This window comes from Pseudomonas sp. FG35 (assembly GCF_057809295.1).
The window spans coordinates 82,593-99,440 of sequence record NZ_JBMDJR010000015.1 but is presented as its reverse complement, the minus strand read 5'-3'; the positions used below and the strand labels follow the sequence as shown (position 1 = coordinate 99,440).

Below are 16,848 nucleotides of genomic sequence, written 5' to 3'. Positions count from 1 at the left end.
GGCCCGCCGGAAGCGGTCATAGAGGAGCACATCATGATCATTCGGTGTTGGGCAGTCATGGCTGGATAGTGCTGCGGATTGTTCCGACGAGTCAATCGCAAGGCTCTTCCCTAAACAGTCGAGCGCTCCCACCACAGTGGCCGACTCGTCCTACAGGTGTTTTTACTATTGGTGACTACCGTTGAAAAGGGGGCGAAAAGGATGGCCTGGAGGCCTTGACCAATTCGATCATCGGGACAAAACTATACGCAGGTAACGTACAGAAAATGGATGCTCTTTTTATCGAATTACCCGCGTTCCAGAAGCACCGGGACGATTACCTGGATGATGACCTGTTTCGCAGCTTTCAGTTGGAGCTGCTGAAAAATCCTGAAGCAGGCGACCTCATCGAAGGCACGGGCGGGCTGCGCAAAATTCGCTTCTGCGACCAACGACGCGGTAAGGGCAAGCGCAGCGGATTACGAGTGATTTATTACTGGTGGTCTGGTTTCGACCAGTTCTGGCTATTCACCGTGTACAGCAAAAACGAGCAAGACGATCTGTTGCCTTCTCAGAAAAGAGTCTTCAAACAGGCGCTGGATACAGAAATCAACACGAGAACCCAAATATGAAACGTGACATTTTTTCCGAACTGATGGAGGGCCTTGAGGCTTTGGCCGACGAGCGCCAAGGCAAGGTCACCCTTCGCACCCACAAAGTCCAGTTACCCAAACTATTGCCGATCACTGCCGAGGAAGTTGTTGCGATCCGCCAGCAACTCAACCTCTCCCGGTCAGTTTTCGCCATGTACCTGCGAACCAACACTCGAACCCTCGAAAACTGGGAACAAGGTCGAGCAACGCCAAATGCCCAAGCGACGACACTCATTCGACTAGTCGAGCGTTTTCCACAAACGATCGACCACCTTGCGGCTCTGACCTGACTTCCGGGATCTAACAAAATTGTAATTCCCCAATCACCTCCGCGTTATCCGCAGCCTGCAACGATGTCACCCGGCGACTCTCCCGGCGGGCCCTTGCCCGTTCGAACAATAAAACCCACGCCGAAGCTCGTTCCCGTTCTGCCGAACCCAAGGAGTGATTGATGGTTAACAACACAAAAATGTCGATGGCTGCTCTGGCAGTGGTTGTCGGCGCCGGGCCGTCCACGGTGTTTGCAGAAGAAAAACCCGAAGGGTTTATCGAAGGCAGCAGTCTGACGGTGCTCAACCGTAACCTTTACTTCAACCGTGACCACCGCAACGGCCAGTCCAGCCCCACGGGCAATGGTTATTCCGAAGCCTGGGCCCACGGCATCATCGGCAAGTTCGAATCCGGTTTCACCCAGGGCACCGTCGGGGTCGGGGTGGACGCGTTTGCGATGATCGGTCTGAAGCTCGACACCGGCGACGGCCGCAACGGTGGCCGCAGTTCGTTCGATGTGTTGCCGGTCAACAGCGACGGTGAAGCACGGGACGAATACACCAAGGTCGGTGGCGCCGCCAAACTGCGGGCCTTCGATACGGTGGTGAAAGTCGGTGATGTGTTCCCGGCCAACCCGGTGGTCGCGGCAGGCGATTCGCGATTGCTGCCGGAAAGCTTTCGCGGTGTGACGGCGACCAACACCAGCATTGAAGGTCTGTCGATTCAGGGCGGCCGGTTGCATGCGATGAGTCAACCGGTGTCCAGCGACCTGCGCGAGAACTTCGCGACCTTCTATGCCGGCCCGGTCAATTCGCCGTGGATCGCTTACGGCGGCGGCGATTACGCGCTGAACAAAAACCTCAGTTTCAGCCTGTATTCCAGTCGCCTGAAAGACGCCTGGAACCAGTACTACGCCGGCACCGCCTGGACGTATCCGCTGTCGGATGACCTGTCGCTGTTCGGCGGCCTGAACTACTACAAGGCGATCGACGAAGGCAAACAATTGCTCGGCGAGTTCGACAACAACATCTGGAGCGGCCGCGTCGGCGTGAAACTCGGCGCCCACTCCGTCGCCATTTCCCACCAGCGCAACAACGGCAACGACGACTTCGATTACCTGCGTCAGTCCGACTCGATCTTCCTCGACAACTCGATTCAGTACAGCGACTTCAACTCGCCGAAAGAGCGTTCGTGGATGGTGCGCTACGACCTCGACATGACCGCCTACGGCATGCCCGGTCTGTCGTTCATGACCCGTTACGCACGCGGCACCGACGCCGATTACTCCAACGCCAACGCCGTGTACATGCGCCGCGATGCCGAGGGCAATCCGCTGACTGACCAGAAGCGTTGGGAGCGTGATATCGAAGTGAAATACGTGGTGCAAAGCGGTTCGATGAAGGATCTGTCGCTGCGTCTGCGCCAGGCCACTACCCGCGCCACCGCGTTCGAATCGGATCTGGATGAAGTGCGGGTGATCGTTGAATACCCGCTGGCGATTCTCTGAGTTTCACGAGCAATGCCCATTCACCTTTAGAAGCTCCTTGCTCCTTTGGTAAGAGGTGAATCTTTGGCGTCCTTCGGGGCGCCTTTTTTATGGATGAAAAAAAGCCCGACTCACTGAACATGAACCGGGCGTTTCAGCCGGGATTAGCGTCAGCCACCCTGCTGACGACAATTCCCCATCACGTTGTAAGTGACCGTATTGAGCTGCCCCTTGGAGTCCTCGTAAGTCATCGCAGCCGGCACGACCGCGCATTCATTCTTTGGCCGGACAACGCTCACCACCTTCTTCACATCCAGCTTCATTCCATACTCGTATTCCTTGACCACCGGCGCCGCTTTGCCCTGACTGGCCGCGTACTGTTCCATGGCTTTGGTGTTGGCGCTGAGCGCCCGGTCGAACGTTCTGTCGCCACCGCCTTCGGCCAGCGCATTCAAGGACATTGCCATGACAGCGGTGAACGCCAACAGCTTAAGAAATTTCATATCCAGCTCCTTCAAAACACGACTCATAAAAAAGCCCACCATCGATGCGCGATGACGGGCTCATTCACTGGCAGCACGCTTACAGGTCTTGGGTCTTGTCGTCCTTCTTGTCATTCACGACGACCGGATCACGGGCCTTTTCCTTCGCAGCAAAAATCTCCATCGAGCGGTCATTGGCGGCCATCATTCGGTCGAAAGTGCGGTCGCCGCCACCTTCGGCCAACACCAGGGAAGACATCATCAGAGCCACGGCAAACGCGCCAATCTGTGCAAGTTTCATCGTTGATTCCTCATTCAAGTCACTGACGGGATCAAGGTAACAATCAGAACCTTTCGTGACGGTGGCGCCGAAATTACATATCCGTTATGTAGAAAGGCCCGCAATGGCGGGCCTGTTTTTGAACCCCGAAGTGACTAAACAGCAGCGGGCGATTCCTCGTCCCGACGATGCGCCAGCTGATACAACGCCGGCAGAATCAGCAACGTGAGAATGGTCGAGGACAGGATCCCGCCAATCACCACCGTCGCCAGCGGGCGCTGCACCTCGGCCCCGGTGCCGGTCGCAAGCGCCATCGGAATGAAGCCCAGGGACGCCACCAGCGCCGTCATCAACACCGGGCGCAATCGCGTCAGCGCACCTTCGTGAATCGCTTCGGACAGCGAGCGCCCTTCCTCCCGCAAGTTGCGGATAAACGCGATCATCACCAACCCGTTGAGCACCGCCACACCGGACAGCGCGATAAAACCGACACCCGCCGAGATCGACAGGGGAATGTCCCGCAGCCACAACGCCATGACCCCGCCGGTCAGCGCAAACGGAATCCCGGTGAACACCAGCAAGCCGTCCTTGAGGTTGTTGAACATCATGAACAGCAACCCGAACACCAGCAGCAACGCCACCGGCACCACGATCTGCAAGCGCTTGGCCGCCGATTGCAGTTGCTCGAACTGGCCGCCCCAGGTCGTCCAGTAACCCGCCGGCACCTGCACATCACGCTCGATCGCTGCGCCCGCCTCGGCGACAAAAGAACCGATGTCACGCCCGCGCACGTTGGCGCTGACGATCACCAGGCGCTTGCCGTTCTCGCGGCTGACCTGATTCGGCCCCAGCACCAGATCGAGGCTGGCAACGTCCTTCAGCGCAATGAAGCCGATCTGACTGGAAGCATCGCCACCTGCCGCCGGCACCGGAATCAACAGTGCCGACAACCCGTCGATGTCCTTGCGCATGGCGTCGGACAAGCGCACCACCATGTCGAATCGACGATCACCTTCGTACAGCGTCCCGGCCTTCTGCCCGCCGACGGCCACCGCGATGGTGTCCTGCACATCGCCAACGTTGAGCCCGTAACGCGCGGCCTTGTCGCGATCAATGTTGATGGTCAGCACCGGCAGACCGGTGGTTTGCTCGACCTTGACCTCGGACGCGCCGTTGACCTTCTGCATCGCGGCGGCAATCTTCGCCGCCGTGGCGTTGAGCACGTCCATGTCATCACCGAACACCTTGACCGCCACGTCGCTACGCACGCCGGAAATCAGTTCGTTGAAGCGCAACTGGATCGGCTGCGACAGTTCATAGTTGCTGCCCGGCAACGTTGCCGCGGCCTGCTGCAGTTCGGCCATCAGGGTTTCGCGGGACTTGTCCGGGTCCGGCCATTGCTCTTTGGGCTTGAGCATCACGTAGCTGTCAGAGATGTTCGGCGGCATCGGGTCAGAGGCGATTTCCGCAGTACCGGTGCGGGCGAACACGCGCTCGACTTCCGGCACTTTATTGAGGATCAACGTTTCCAGCCGCTGCTGCATGTCCACCGATTGCGTCAGGCTGGTGCCCGGCACGCGCAACGCCTGCAAGGCAAAATCGCCTTCGCTGAGACTCGGCACAAACTCGCTGCCCATGCGGCTGGTGACCACGCCACTGAGCACAATCACACCCAACGCTGCGCCGACCGCCATCGTCCGATGGGACATGACCCAGTCCAGCGCCGGCGCATAAACGCGACGGGCACCGCGCATCACCACGCCCTCTTCTTCCTTGACCTTGCCGGTCACGAACAGCGCAATCGCCGCCGGCACAAAGGTCACGGACAAGAGCATGGCGCCAAGCAACGCGATGACTACGGTAAACGCCATCGGGTGGAACATTTTCCCTTCGACGCCGCTCAGGGCGAAGATTGGCAGGTACACGACCATGATGATCAATTGGCCGAAAATCAGCGGTCGCCGCGCCTCTTTCGCCGCCGCAAACACTTCATGAAAACGCTCGGATCGCGTCAGCAGTCGCCCGTGATGCTGCTGCGCATGGGCCAGCCGGCGCAGGGTGTTTTCGACGATCACCACCGCGCCGTCGACGATGATGCCGAAGTCCAGCGCGCCGAGGCTCATCAGGTTGGCGCTGACCTTGTTGCTGAACATGCCGGTGAAGGTGAACAGCATCGACAGCGGAATCACCATCGCCGTGATCAGCGCAGCGCGGATATTGCCGAGGAACAGAAACAGGATAGCGATCACCAGAATCGCGCCTTCGACGAGGTTCTTCTTCACCGTGGCGATGGCCTTGTCGACCAGATGCGTGCGGTCGTACACCGGCACCGCGATCACGCCGGTGGGCAACGACTTGTTGATCTGTTCGAGCTTGGCGGCGACGGCCTGGGAAACCGTGCGACTGTTTTCACCGATCAACATGAACACCGTGCCGAGCACCACTTCCCGGCCATTTTCCGTGGCGGCGCCGCTGCGCAGTTCGCGGCCGATGTCCACGGTGGCGACGTTCTTGATCCGGATCGGCGTCCCGTCGACATTGGCCATGACGATGTTGGCGATGTCCTCGGTGCTCGCCACCTGGCCCGGTGCGCGAATCAACAATTGCTCGCCGCTGCGCTCGATGTACCCGGCGCCGACGTTGGCGTTGTTGCGCTCCAGCGCCGTCACCAGATCGGTGAGGGTCAGTTTGTAGGCCGCGAGTTTTTTCGGATCGGGCGCGATCTGATATTCCTTGGCAAAACCGCCGATGGTGTTGATCTCGGCCACGCCGGGAACGTTGCGCAGTTGCGGCTTGATGATCCAGTCCTGGATCACCCGCAAGTCGGTCGGCGTGTAGGGCGTGCCGTCATCTTTCAGCGCGCCGTCCTTGGTCTCGACCGTCCACAAAAAGATCTCGCCGAGTCCGGTGGAAATCGGCCCCATCACCGCTTCCACACCTTCGGGCAACTGCTCCTTGGCCGACTGCAACCGCTCGTTGACCAATTGCCGGGCGAAGAACAGATCGGTGCCGTCCTTGAAGATTACCGTGACCTGGGACAAGCCCGAGCGCGACAGCGAGCGGGTTTGCTCCAGCGCGGGCAGGCCGGCCATCGCGGTCTCAATCGGAAAGGTGATGCGCTGCTCGGTTTCCAGCGGCGAGAACCCGGCCGCGCCGGTGTTGATCTGCACCTGGACGTTGGTGATATCGGGCACGGCGTCGATCGGCAGTTTCTGATAACTGGCGATGCCGAGGCCGGCCATGAGCAGAACGGCGAGCAGCACGATGATGCGCTGCTCGATGGCAAACTGGATGAGGCGTTCGAACATGGGAGTCTTCCGCGATTAATGACTGTGCTCGGCCGAGGCTTTGCCCAGCTCCGATTTGAGGACGAAGCTGCCGGCACTGGCGACTTGCACGCCCGGTTCCAGTCCGGCGATGACTTCCACCTGGCCTGCCGCGCGACTGCCCAGCTCCACGGCTTGCGCCTTGAAGCCGTCGTCGGTGCGCACAAACACCGTGGGCTTGTCCTCGACGGTCTGGATTGCGGTTTCCGGTACGGCGACTTTGGCCTGGCGGCTGTCGGTGGCGACCAGCGCGGTGACAAACAGGCCCGGGCGCCATGAGCCTTGCGGGTTTTCCAGGGTGACGCGCACGGTCGCGGTACGGGTCTGTTCGCCGAGCAGGCTGCCGACGTAAGCCACGGTGCCGCTGACTTCGGCGTTCAACTCCGCCGCGCTGACGGTGACGGGTTTGCCCACTTGCACCTTGTTCAGGTCCTTGGGCGAAACGCCGAACGTGACCCACACCCGCGACAAATCCGAGAGCGTGAACGCTGCCGTGGTTTCGTCGACCACCTCCCCCGGCGTCAGGTGCTTTTCCACCACCACACCGTCGAACGGCGCGCGCAGTTCATAGCGATTTCCTCCGGTGGCAACCACGCTGCCACTGAGCACGCTGATCTTTTGCCGGGCGTTGCTCACCGCAATCTCGGCTTCTTCCAGGGCCTGACGTGCCTGGAGGAAATCCTGCTCGGCGGAGATCTTGTCCTGCCACAGTTTCCTCTCGCGCTCGAACGTCGTGCGGGCCAGGGCCAGACGGCGTTGCGCGGCCGCCTGCTCGCTGCGCTGATCGGAGATCTGCTGACTGGCGATCACGGCCAGCAACTGGCCTTTCTTCACCGACTGTCCGAGGTTGACCGACACCGACTCGACCACGCCCGGCACGCGCGGCACCACATGCGCGGTGCGGTCTTCGTCGAAGCGCACTTCGCCGGGGAACGACAGACCGAGGCTGAAGTTATGCGCCTGGGCGGCGGCCAGTTGAATCCCCGCCGCCGCGATCTGCTCGGCCGTCAGTTCGATGTGCCCTTCTTCGTCGTGCCCGCCGTCAGCGGCGGCGCCTTCTTCGGCATGGTCGGCGTGTTCCGCCGCTTCATCGGCATGCGCATCGACAGACGCATTGCCGCTCCACATCGAGCCGATGCCAATGCCCAGCGCCAAGGTCGCCGCAGCGACCACGATCAGTTTTTTATCCATGGAAACTCCTCTGCGCCAAACCATCGCGCAGTCATCAGAACGTTGAAATTCAAGGGTTGGCGCTGAGGTCGCCGAAGATGCGTTCGATGCGGACCCGGGCGTCGGTCGCCTCGCTCACCGCCTGGATGTATTGGCTGCGAGCGGCGATCAATGTGCGCTGGGCGTCGAGCACGTCGAGGAAGCCGAACTTGCCCATTTCGAAACCGCGAGTGGCGCTGTCGACCGCACTTTGCGCGGCGGGCAGGATGGTCCGGTCGAATGCCTGGATTTCGCCGTTGGCGGTCTGCCATTGCGCCAGCGTGGTCTGGATTTCCGTGCGCAAGCGCAGTTCGGTGGCGTTGCGCAGGTCCCGCGCCTGATCGGTACGCCGCGCCGCCGCCAGCACGTTGCCCTGATTGCGGTTGAACAGCGGAATCGGCATCGACAGCCCGACCACGTTGACCCGCTCGCGCTCGGTTTCGCTGTACTGGCTGCCGATGCTGACGGTGAGATCGGGAATCCGCTGGGACTTTTCCAGCCCCAGCGACGCTTCGCGCTGGTCGATCTGCAACCTGGCCAGCCGCAGCTCCGCAGTCTCGTTCAGACGCTCAAGCAAACGGGTGGGCGGCGGTACGCTGGGCAGACTTTGAGTCGCGGTCTGCACCGTGGTCGACGTCGGCAACGGTGCGCCCATGACCTGTGCCAATTGCTGGTACGCATTGGCCTGATCACGCTCGGCGCGGCTCAATTCCAGGCGCACTTCCGAAAGCTGCACTTGCGCCCGCGTGCCTTCCACCGGCGACGACTTGCCCGCCTCGATCCGCCCCTGCGCCACACGCACACCGTGCTCGGCGAGTTGCAGCGACTGCCGGGCCAGTTGCAAACGTTGCTGCGCGGTTTGCGCACCGTTGAACGCTTGAAGCACGTCGGCGCGCAGGACGTTGCGCTTGCGCTCCAGCTCGATGCCGGCGGCGTCCTGGGCACGACTCGCCACATCAATCCGCGCGCCGCGCTTGCCGCCCAGCTCGATCGGCTGGCTGAGCATCACCGTGGTGGTGCGCGATTCACGCCGGGTGTCTTCGGCCTCCCACGACACCTCGGGGTTGGGGATCAGCCCGGCCTGCTTGCGGTCACCTTCGGCAATGCCGATTTCCCACTGCGCGGCGGCCAGCTCCGGGTTGCTGGCGAAGGCGGTTTGCAACGCCTGATCCAGCGTCAAAGTCGATGCGCTGGCAAGGCTGGTACAAGCCAGCAACAACAGGCCGCTGGCGGTTTTTTTCAGGCGTGATCGCGCCGTCAGTTCAATTAAACCGGGCAATGGAAGGCTTCCTTCAATCAAGAATCGTTGATGGCGCCACGGTAGGGTTTTGAACTTATCGACAAGGTGACGTGAACATTACAAATCCGTTATCCACGGTTTATCGAAGTTGTTTTGCTCTAGGATTCGAAGTTCGAATGAGTTTGTTGCAATAGATAGAAACAAATGTGCGTTAGTTATCCGCCGAACAGCACTTGCCGAAATGGAAGTCATCAAAAACCGACCATTTCGCTGCGAAAGGCTGTCGCGGATGGCCGATTTAAAGGGCTCAGACGTTGACTCTGTAGCCACTACAGCCTTTACCGTGCACGCCACTCAGTTACGAAGTCCGTCAGGAAGTCCCTACAAAAAACTGCAACTTCCAGACTCACTTAGTTAAATACCCATTCATTAAAAGTGGTGAAACATCATGCGAATCCTTGTCGTCGAGGACGAGCTTAAAGCTGCCGAATACTTGCATCAGGGCCTGACCGAAAGTGGTTATATCGTTGATCACGCGGTCAATGGCGCGGATGGTTTGCACCTGGCGCAACAACAGGTTTATGACCTGATCATCCTCGATGTGAACCTGCCGGAACTCGACGGCTGGAGCGTGCTGGAACAACTGCGTCGCACTCACTCCACCCGGGTGATGATGCTCACCGCACGCGGGCGGCTGGCGGACAAGATCCGGGGTCTGGATCTGGGCGCCGATGATTATCTGGTCAAGCCGTTCGAGTTCCCGGAGCTGCTGGCCAGGGTGCGCACGTTGATGCGGCGCAGCGAGAACATCCCGGTGCCGCAGGTGCTCAAGGTTGCCGATCTGGAACTCGATCCGGGCCGTCACCGGGCGTTTCGTGGCACCCAGCGCATCGACCTGACCACCAAGGAATTCGCCCTGCTGCACCTGCTGATGCGCCAGTCCGGCGAAGTGCTGACCCGCACCCAGATCATCTCGCTGGTGTGGGACATGAATTTCGACTGCGACACCAACGTGGTCGAAGTCTCGATCCGCCGCTTGCGGGCGAAGATCGACGACCCGTTCGACAGCAAACTGATCCACACCTTGCGCGGCGTCGGCTATGTGCTGGAGGCGCGGGAATGAAGCCGGCCAGCCTGTCGCTGCGGCTGGGTCTGACGGTCAGCATTCTGGGCGCATTGCTGGTGGTGTTCCTGGCGATCCTCGCGTATTTCGCCCTGACCCACGAGCTGAACGCGCTATCCCGGGACAGCCTGGAAAAGAAGCTGGAACAAGTCGAGCACAGCCTGACGCTGTACTTCGACACCGGAGAGATCAGTGCCAAGCCGCACATTCTGCTCGATCAGGTCATGGGGCACGACAACCTGACCCTGACTATTTATGACCTGAACAATCTGCGCACCCCGCTGCTCAAGTCCGGTTCGGGTCTGACCGATCCGCGCGTTGAACTGAAGGCGGTACGGGCGACAACCGATCAGTTGACCCACACCGACAGCGCCGATGCCGAAGGTGCGAAGTTTCTCACCGTCTCCAAGCTGATTCGCCTCAAGGACGGCAGCAGCGTACCAGTCCTGCTGTCGATGGATAACGCCCACGATCAGGCCTTGCTCAGTGCTTATTTGCGCTCGACGTTGATGGCTTTGCCGTTGCTGCTGGTATTCATCGGCCTGACCGCTTGGGGCGCCGTGCAGCGAGGGTTGGCACCGTTGCGGGAATTTCGCAAAGTGGCAGCGCGAGTGACGACGCAGGATCTCGATCATCGCCTGTCGGTGCTGAACATGCCCCAGGAACTCAGCGAACTGGCGCAGGGCATCAACGTGATGCTTGATCGCCTGGACAGCGGCGTGCAGCAGTTGTCGCAATTCTCCGATGACCTGGCCCACGAGCTGCGCACGCCGATCAACAACCTGATGGGCAAGGCTCAGGTGACGCTGTCGCGCGAGCGCTCGGTCGAGGAATACACCAACGTTCTGGTGTCCTGCACCGAAGAGCTGGAACGGGTCGCGCGGATTGTCTCGGACATGCTGTTCCTGGCCCAGGCCAGCCAGCCTGCGGCGCACGCCTCGTTCGAGCCGATTGCGCTGGAAGAAGAGGCGTCCAGGGTGGTGGATCTGTTTTCCCTGACGGCACAGGACAAACAGATCGATCTGAAGGTCATCGGCAGCGCGCAGGTGTCGGGGGACCGGCTGATGATTCAGCGAGCGATTTCCAATCTGCTGTCCAATGCCCTGCGCCACTGCCCGTCCGGCAAGACCGTTTCGCTGTTCATCGAACAGGCGCCGAACGAGGTGTCATTGCGGGTGAGCAATCCGGGTGCGGGCATCGAAGCGCAGCACCTGCCGTATCTGTTCGACCGTTTTTACCGGATCGACAGCAGCCGCACCCGGTCACAGGGCAGTACCGGTCTGGGACTGGCCATCGTGCACTCGATCATGACCCTGCATCAGGGCTCTGCGCAGGTTCAAAGCCGACCGGGAGCGATGACAATATTCAGCCTGGTGTTTCCCGTGACGCACCCGGAACGGCACTAAACCTTCAAGCCGATTTGTGCGGTGTTTTCTCAAACCTCATGGGAAAAATCACCGCACAAGTGCTGCATACATCCCCGTAAATCCTTCATCACGAATTTGCGTCGTCCCTGCGCTGAAATGTCTGACAGCGGCAAAAGACAGAACGCCTCAAACCGCTGATTCCTTTCGCGTGGCTCGCCCGTTGCAACGCAGTGCTGCCCCCTCAGAAACACGTCCTCGCGGCGTCAATTCACGCTTTATCAGTACGTATTTCGATACCGCTGAAACCCGCGACTGGAAACGTCCGGACATTTTTGACCCCGCCGTCACCGCCCTTTTAGATTCGGCCCGTGCTTGCAACAGCACTCCCAAACAACAACCAAGGAGCAACATCATGGGCTACATGGGCAGCTGGAACGCAAACCCTATTGATGAACTGGAAGAGCAGGAAGCGCCCTCGGCAGAGCAGATCGAAGCGCTGCAACTGACCGAGGAAGAACGAGCGGAACTCAACGCCGAGTGACAGAACCCGCGGGGGCTTGCGCCCTCGCGGGTTTTCCAGGAAGGAAATCATGCACAAGACAACGTTGGCCGAGCGTGAGCTCACAGCCGATCAGGCAGAACGGCGTATTCATGTCGAACTTTCATGCCTGGGCCTCACGCCACACACCCGCACCTTCGGCAGCAAAGTCGTTGCCGTCCAGGCGAGTCTTCAGGGCAGCGATAACCGCCATGCCTGCGGCTCCGGCAAGGGCTATGCAGATCAGGCGCACCTGGGCGCGCTTTATGAAGCGCTCGAGCACTATTGGACGGATAAGCTCTGCACCTGCGATGTTCACGAAGAGACTGAACGCTATTTCAAAGACACGCCGATGTTTGCCGATGACTCGCTTCTGCACAGGCTCACCAGCCAGCAAAACGTGCGCATCACCTGCCGAACCTATGTCTGTCCGCCGTGGCATGACCGGTTTTTCTATCCGATTGCGCTGACCTCGCCGAACGGCTCACGTTTGCCCTCGTCACCGGGCATGGCGGACTGCCGCGCCGTACAGCGCTACGCCAGCAACAGCGGCACCGCGATTGGCGCCACTTACAACGAAGCGCTGCTGCACGCCGCCAACGAGTGCATCGAGCGCGACGCCGTGTCGTTGTTTCTGCTCGATCATTTCTATTACCAGAACCATCCGCCACTGCGCCGGGTGGCACGTCTCACTGAAAGCGACGAACTCGGTCGTCTATGGGCCGATGCCGAACAGGAAATCGACGGCGAAATCGTGCTGGTGGATATCAGCACCGAGTTCAAGACGCGGACCTTTCTGGCCTTCACTACGAAGCCAAGCCCTCATCCACAGGTATTCGGCAGCGGCAGCTCTCTCGACCCGCGCCATGCTGCGTGGCGGGCGCTTACTGAACTGGTGCAGTTGCAACTGAGTGCCGCCGAACCTGAATACCGCCAGACACTGGCCAATGCGCTGCGCAACCTGCAACCCTTCCCGCGCCTGCTGCGCTGTGCGCAGTTCGAGCCGCAAACGCTGCTGCATCGCTGCGTTCAACACGAGGTGAAACTGCCGGATTCCGCTAAAGACCTGTCGGTGGACAGTCAACTGCACTTGCTGACTCAAGACCTGCGGATTCATGGCCGTACGCTCGGTGCCGCCGTCCTGCAGCGAACCGAGCTCGGCACCACCCTGCTCAACGTGGTGATCCCCGGACTGGAACGCTTCTTCGTGGTCTGCAGCGGTAACGTCGTCGTCCCGCAAGCCCGGGGCCTTACGCTGGAGAGGCCCGCCTCATGAACCGACCCGATCGCAACCGGGAGCTGACACTGGCCCGATCCATGCGCCTTTACCTCAACGAGAACGGCGCTGTTGGTCACTACCTCGAACCACGAGGCAGCGGACTGCATTACATTTTTTTCCTGCGGGTGAACGATGAGCTCTGGGTCGGCCGCAAGCTCCTGCAACGTGACCGGCATTTTCGGTGGCAGGCCGGCAGCGCACTCAAACCCGGCATGCTGTTTGGCCCGCATCTCCATTCATTGTGGGGAGATGACGGGTTGTCGATCGGCTATCGGACCGCTTCCCCCGCAGAGAAGACGCAGGCCTTCGAGCACGCCTTGCATCAGGCTGACAGTGAGATCCTGTTTCCCTTTCCGCTGCTGGATGAGACAGGTCGGGAAGCGGTCTGCCCGGCAGATTTCTGGCAATGCAACGCATCACTGGCCGAACAGCTGAACACTGACGAGCAGCACTTGCGCGAATACTGCGCCGGGCTGCTCCAGGCCATCACTGGAAAAGGCGCACTGATTTACGACCCGGCCTGTTCGACCGGCGCGTTCATCGCCCACCTCGCCCGCGCCCTGCCAGACTGTCTGTGCCTGGGCAGTGACCGTTCGGCCTCGATGATCGAACACGCCAGGCAATGTCACAGCGGGACATCCGTCGAGTTCGATGTGCTGGAGGCGAGTGAAGCTTTCGATGCCGGGATTCGCTGCGATGTCTTGATCCTGCGTTTCCTCAACGCCGAAGTCTTGACCCGTCGTGAGGCCCAAACCGCATTCGAGTCGCTGATCCGCTGCGTCAAGCCCGGCGGCACGATCCTCGTCTTCGGTCACACCCCGGTACTGATTCCGGTCACCTGGCTTGCCTCCATCCACCACCTGAAACTTGAATCCAGTGTCGCGGCACGGTCGGGGCAGGTCGAGCTGTTCCAGTTCTATCGTCTGACGGTTTCGGCGCCATGAGTTTTTCCCTGCACAGCCGAGGTTATTACCCGACCGGCGACGGCCATCAACTCTATTGGGAACGGCATGGTGTTCCGGGACACGAACCGGTGTTTTTCCTCCATGGCGGCCCCGGCGGACGTTTCAGCCGCCACCATTTGCAGTTCTTCGACCAGGGCCGGTTCGACATCATCCTGTTCGACCAACGGGGTTGCGGGCGCTCGACGCCTTACGGCGAGCTGCGGGACAACACTACCGGGCTGTGTGTCGAAGACATCGATGCCCTGCGCCAGCATTTCGGCTTCGAAAAAATCAGCGTGCTGGGCGTGTCATGGGGCAGTTGGCTGGCGATCCAGTACCAGCAGCGATATCCGCAGCACCTGCTGAAAAGCACACTGGTTTCGTTATTCGTGCCGTTTGCCGCCAATGTCCGGGCCTACGATCAGGCGCTCAATGACGGGTTGGCGCAATCGCCTCAAATGTCGCCCGGCCAACGGGCCAGCGACATCTACCGGATCCTCGGCGAAGGCTGTCCATCGCAGCAGCACCGCGCCGCCATCGAATGGTTGAACGCTGTTCTACGTCGCTCAGGGCAGACGATTTGCCCCGACACCCTGGAGCGTTTCGTCGATCAGGAAGCCGTGCTTGCGATCCGTCTGGAACTGCATTACCACCTGCAGAACTATTGCTTCACCCCAAAGGACGAATACCTGACCCTCGACGACAACACCCTGCTGATCCAGGGCATCCGCGACACCCATGGCATGGCCAGCGTGCGCTGGCTCAGGCAACGCATGAACATCCACTGCCGACTGCTGCATGCCGGGCACAACGCCTTTGAAAATGCGATCCTCAAAGCAGTGCGTCGGGCGGTGAAACGTGAAATCGAGGGCTAAGAAAAACGGCACCCGAAGGTGCCGTCCCATTCCTCAAAAACCCTTACTTGCGTGCCGCCTCCCACGACTTGAGCAGTTCGTTGTAGCTCACGGTTTCGCCTTTCGGCTTCTCGTTGGCCAGTTTCGGTTTTGGTGCGCCCGGCTGGTCGAACCAGTATTGCGCGTCGCGCTCGGGGTTCATTTTCGGGGCGCACACCGCTTGGGCCTTGGAGCGTTCCAGACGGGTCATGATCGCGTCCTGATCCTTGGCCAGACCGTCAAGGGCCTGTTGCGGGGTCTTCTCGCCGCTGGCGGCCTCGGCGATGTGGCTCCACCACAGTTGTGCCAGGCGAGGATAGTCCGGCACGTTGGTGCCGGTCGGCGTCCATTGCACGCGGGCCGGGCTGCGATAGAACTCGACCAGACCACCGAGTTTCGGTGCCAGATCGGTCATCGCCTGCGAGTTGATGTCCGACTCGCGAATCGGCGTCAGGCCGACGATGGTTTTCTTCAGCGACACGGTTTTCGAGGTCACGAACTGCGCGTACAGCCAGGCCGCGAGTTTCTGTTTCTCAGGCGTGGATTTCATGAAGGTCCACGAGCCCACGTCCTGATAACCGAGTTTCATCCCCTCTTCCCAGTACGGTCCTCGCGGCGACGGCGCCATACGCCATTTCGGCGTGCCGTCGGCGTTGACCACCGGCAGGCCCGGTTTGGTCATGTCGGCGGTGAAGGCCGTGTACCAGAAGATCTGCTGGGCGATGTTGCCCTGGGACGGCACCGGGCCGGACTCGGAGAAGGTCATGCCCGCCGCTTCCGGTGGCGCGTACTTTTTCAGCCAGTCGACGTATTTGGTGGTGGCGAACACCGCCGCCGGGCCGTTGGTGTCGCCGCCGCGGGTCACGCTGGAACCGACCGGGTGGCAATCCTCGACGCGAATCCCCCACTCGTCCACCGGCAAACCGTTGGGAATGCCCTTGTCGCCGCCACCGGCCATGGAGAACCAGGCATCAGTGAAGCGCCAGCCCAGGGACGGGTCTTTCTTGCCGTAGTCCATGTGCCCGTAGATGCGTTTGCCGTCGATCTCCTTGACGTCTTCGCTGAAGAACTTGGCGATGTCTTCATAGGCCGACCAGTTCACCGGTACGCCCAGTTCGTAGCCGTACTTTTCCTTGAACTTGGCTTTCAGGTCGGCGCGTTCGAACCAGTCGGCGCGGAACCAGTACAGGTTGGCGAACTGCTGGTCGGGCAATTGATAGATCTTGCCGTCCGGCGCGGTGGTGAAGGAGATGCCGATGAAGTCCTTGATGTCGAGGGTCGGCGAGGTGAAGTTCTTGCCTTCGTTGGCCATCAGGTCGGTGATCGATTCGGTCTTGCCGTAGCGAAAGTGCGTACCGATCAGGTCCGAGTCATTGACCCAGCCGTCGTAGATGTTCTTGTCCGACTGCATCACCGTCTGCATTTTTTCCACGACGTCGCCTTCCTGCAGCAGGTCGTGGGTCAGCTTGATGCCGGTGATTTCGCTGAAGGCCTTGGCCAGCACCTTGGATTCATATTCGTGGGTGGTCAGGGTTTCCGAGACGACCTTGATGTCCATCCCGCGAAACGGCTCGGCCGCCTTGATGAACCACTTCAGTTCTTCCAATTGCTGCTCGGCCGTCAGGGTCGACGGTTTGAACTCGCTGCCGATCCATTTTTTTGCGGCATCTTCGTAGGCGTCGGCCCAGGCGGACGCGCTCAAACCGCTGAGTGCCAGCATGGCTGCCAATGAAATGCTATGTCGCAGCTTATTTTTCTTATCGAACATAGAGACCTCCT

General features: G+C 60.3%; 15 protein-coding genes. 9 read left to right on the top strand and 6 right to left on the bottom strand.

The annotated features are described in order from the left end of the window. Nucleotides 1-266: 266 nt before the first annotated feature. The 3 genes from ACODTD_RS24570 (at nt 267) to ACODTD_RS24560 (ending at nt 2,409) form a co-directional block, all read left to right on the top strand. Entirely contained in the window at nt 267-611 is a 345-nt protein-coding gene (locus ACODTD_RS24570) for a toxin (protein ID WP_096822369.1), read from the top strand. After that, complete coding sequence (locus ACODTD_RS24565) at nt 608-922, top strand: helix-turn-helix domain-containing protein (RefSeq protein ID WP_007951468.1); 315 nt, start codon at nt 608-610, stop codon at nt 920-922. The genes ACODTD_RS24570 and ACODTD_RS24565 overlap by 4 nt, the downstream gene beginning before the upstream one ends. A gap of 161 nt (nt 923-1,083) precedes the next feature. Then, the gene (locus ACODTD_RS24560) at nt 1,084-2,409 is read left to right on the top strand and encodes an OprD family porin (RefSeq protein ID WP_201820102.1); all 1,326 of its coding nucleotides are present in this window, start codon (nt 1,084-1,086) and stop codon (nt 2,407-2,409) included. Nucleotides 2,410-2,558: 149 nt separating this feature from the next. Here ACODTD_RS24560 and ACODTD_RS24555 read toward each other — a convergent pair whose 3' ends face one another. The 5 genes from ACODTD_RS24555 to ACODTD_RS24535 form a co-directional block, all read right to left on the bottom strand. Then, nucleotides 2,559-2,891, bottom strand: coding sequence for a DUF2790 domain-containing protein (locus ACODTD_RS24555; RefSeq protein ID WP_285354398.1), 333 nt, complete (start codon nt 2,889-2,891; stop codon nt 2,559-2,561). 79 nt (nt 2,892-2,970) lie between these two features. Next, the gene (locus tag ACODTD_RS24550) at nt 2,971-3,171 is read right to left on the bottom strand and encodes a co-regulatory protein PtrA N-terminal domain-containing protein (protein WP_201820100.1); all 201 of its coding nucleotides are present in this window, start codon (nt 3,169-3,171) and stop codon (nt 2,971-2,973) included. 134 nt (nt 3,172-3,305) lie between these two features. Further along, nucleotides 3,306-6,458 (bottom strand): efflux RND transporter permease subunit, encoded by a 3,153-nt coding sequence (locus ACODTD_RS24545; RefSeq protein WP_285354399.1) that lies wholly within the window; start codon nt 6,456-6,458, stop codon nt 3,306-3,308. 15 nt (nt 6,459-6,473) lie between these two features. After that, complete coding sequence (locus ACODTD_RS24540; protein ID WP_489105320.1) at nt 6,474-7,667, bottom strand: efflux RND transporter periplasmic adaptor subunit; 1,194 nt, start codon at nt 7,665-7,667, stop codon at nt 6,474-6,476. Nucleotides 7,668-7,716: 49 nt separating this feature from the next. After that, on the bottom strand, nt 7,717-8,964 hold the full coding sequence (locus tag ACODTD_RS24535; RefSeq protein WP_221614385.1) for a TolC family protein: 1,248 nt from the start codon (nt 8,962-8,964) through the stop codon (nt 7,717-7,719). 409 nt (nt 8,965-9,373) lie between these two features. Here ACODTD_RS24535 and ACODTD_RS24530 point away from each other — a divergent pair, with 409 nt between their 5' ends. The 6 genes from ACODTD_RS24530 to ACODTD_RS24505 all read left to right on the top strand — a co-directional run bounded on the left by ACODTD_RS24530 (nt 9,374) and on the right by ACODTD_RS24505 (nt 15,051). Beyond that, on the top strand, nt 9,374-10,048 hold the full coding sequence (locus ACODTD_RS24530; protein ID WP_007951475.1) for a heavy metal response regulator transcription factor: 675 nt from the start codon (nt 9,374-9,376) through the stop codon (nt 10,046-10,048). Further along, nucleotides 10,045-11,454: a heavy metal sensor histidine kinase gene (locus tag ACODTD_RS24525; protein ID WP_221614384.1), complete on the top strand. Its 1,410-nt coding sequence runs from the start codon at nt 10,045-10,047 to the stop codon at nt 11,452-11,454. The genes ACODTD_RS24530 and ACODTD_RS24525 overlap by 4 nt, the downstream gene beginning before the upstream one ends. A gap of 169 nt (nt 11,455-11,623) precedes the next feature. After that, complete coding sequence (locus tag ACODTD_RS24520) at nt 11,624-11,956, top strand: hypothetical protein (protein WP_285354400.1); 333 nt, start codon at nt 11,624-11,626, stop codon at nt 11,954-11,956. A gap of 49 nt (nt 11,957-12,005) precedes the next feature. Next, entirely contained in the window at nt 12,006-13,229 is a 1,224-nt protein-coding gene (locus ACODTD_RS24515) for a YcaO-like family protein (RefSeq protein WP_285354401.1), read from the top strand. Further along, nucleotides 13,226-14,176: a class I SAM-dependent methyltransferase gene (locus ACODTD_RS24510; protein ID WP_285354403.1), complete on the top strand. Its 951-nt coding sequence runs from the start codon at nt 13,226-13,228 to the stop codon at nt 14,174-14,176. Before ACODTD_RS24515 ends, ACODTD_RS24510 begins: the two co-directional genes overlap by 4 nt. Then, nucleotides 14,173-15,051 carry an alpha/beta fold hydrolase gene (locus tag ACODTD_RS24505; RefSeq protein WP_285354404.1) on the top strand — a complete coding sequence of 293 codons (879 nt, stop codon included), beginning with the start codon at nt 14,173-14,175 and terminating at the stop codon, nt 15,049-15,051. Before ACODTD_RS24510 ends, ACODTD_RS24505 begins: the two co-directional genes overlap by 4 nt. 43 nt (nt 15,052-15,094) lie before the next feature. Here ACODTD_RS24505 and ACODTD_RS24500 read toward each other — a convergent pair whose 3' ends face one another. Further along, nucleotides 15,095-16,837 carry an ABC transporter substrate-binding protein gene (locus ACODTD_RS24500; RefSeq protein WP_007951484.1) on the bottom strand — a complete coding sequence of 581 codons (1,743 nt, stop codon included), beginning with the start codon at nt 16,835-16,837 and terminating at the stop codon, nt 15,095-15,097. Between the last annotated feature and the right edge of the window lie 11 nt (nt 16,838-16,848).

Bases quoted from the DNA above. Each gene is read 5' to 3' on its own strand.
- ACODTD_RS24545 (WP_285354399.1), bottom strand. From the start codon at position 6,458: ATGTTCGAACGCCTCATCCAGTTTGCCATCGAGCAGCGCATCATCGTG.
- ACODTD_RS24500 (WP_007951484.1), bottom strand. From the start codon at position 16,837: ATGTTCGATAAGAAAAATAAGCTGCGACATAGCATTTCATTGGCAGCC.
- ACODTD_RS24530 (WP_007951475.1), top strand. From the start codon at position 9,374: ATGCGAATCCTTGTCGTCGAGGACGAGCTTAAAGCTGCCGAATACTTG.
- ACODTD_RS24570 (WP_096822369.1), top strand. From the start codon at position 267: ATGGATGCTCTTTTTATCGAATTACCCGCGTTCCAGAAGCACCGGGAC.
- ACODTD_RS24540 (WP_489105320.1), bottom strand. From the start codon at position 7,667: ATGGATAAAAAACTGATCGTGGTCGCTGCGGCGACCTTGGCGCTGGGC.
- ACODTD_RS24565 (WP_007951468.1), top strand. From the start codon at position 608: ATGAAACGTGACATTTTTTCCGAACTGATGGAGGGCCTTGAGGCTTTG.
- ACODTD_RS24505 (WP_285354404.1), top strand. From the start codon at position 14,173: ATGAGTTTTTCCCTGCACAGCCGAGGTTATTACCCGACCGGCGACGGC.
- ACODTD_RS24555 (WP_285354398.1), bottom strand. From the start codon at position 2,891: ATGAAATTTCTTAAGCTGTTGGCGTTCACCGCTGTCATGGCAATGTCC.
- ACODTD_RS24515 (WP_285354401.1), top strand. From the start codon at position 12,006: ATGCACAAGACAACGTTGGCCGAGCGTGAGCTCACAGCCGATCAGGCA.
- ACODTD_RS24560 (WP_201820102.1), top strand. From the start codon at position 1,084: ATGGTTAACAACACAAAAATGTCGATGGCTGCTCTGGCAGTGGTTGTC.
- ACODTD_RS24525 (WP_221614384.1), top strand. From the start codon at position 10,045: ATGAAGCCGGCCAGCCTGTCGCTGCGGCTGGGTCTGACGGTCAGCATT.
- ACODTD_RS24550 (WP_201820100.1), bottom strand. From the start codon at position 3,171: ATGAAACTTGCACAGATTGGCGCGTTTGCCGTGGCTCTGATGATGTCT.
- ACODTD_RS24510 (WP_285354403.1), top strand. From the start codon at position 13,226: ATGAACCGACCCGATCGCAACCGGGAGCTGACACTGGCCCGATCCATG.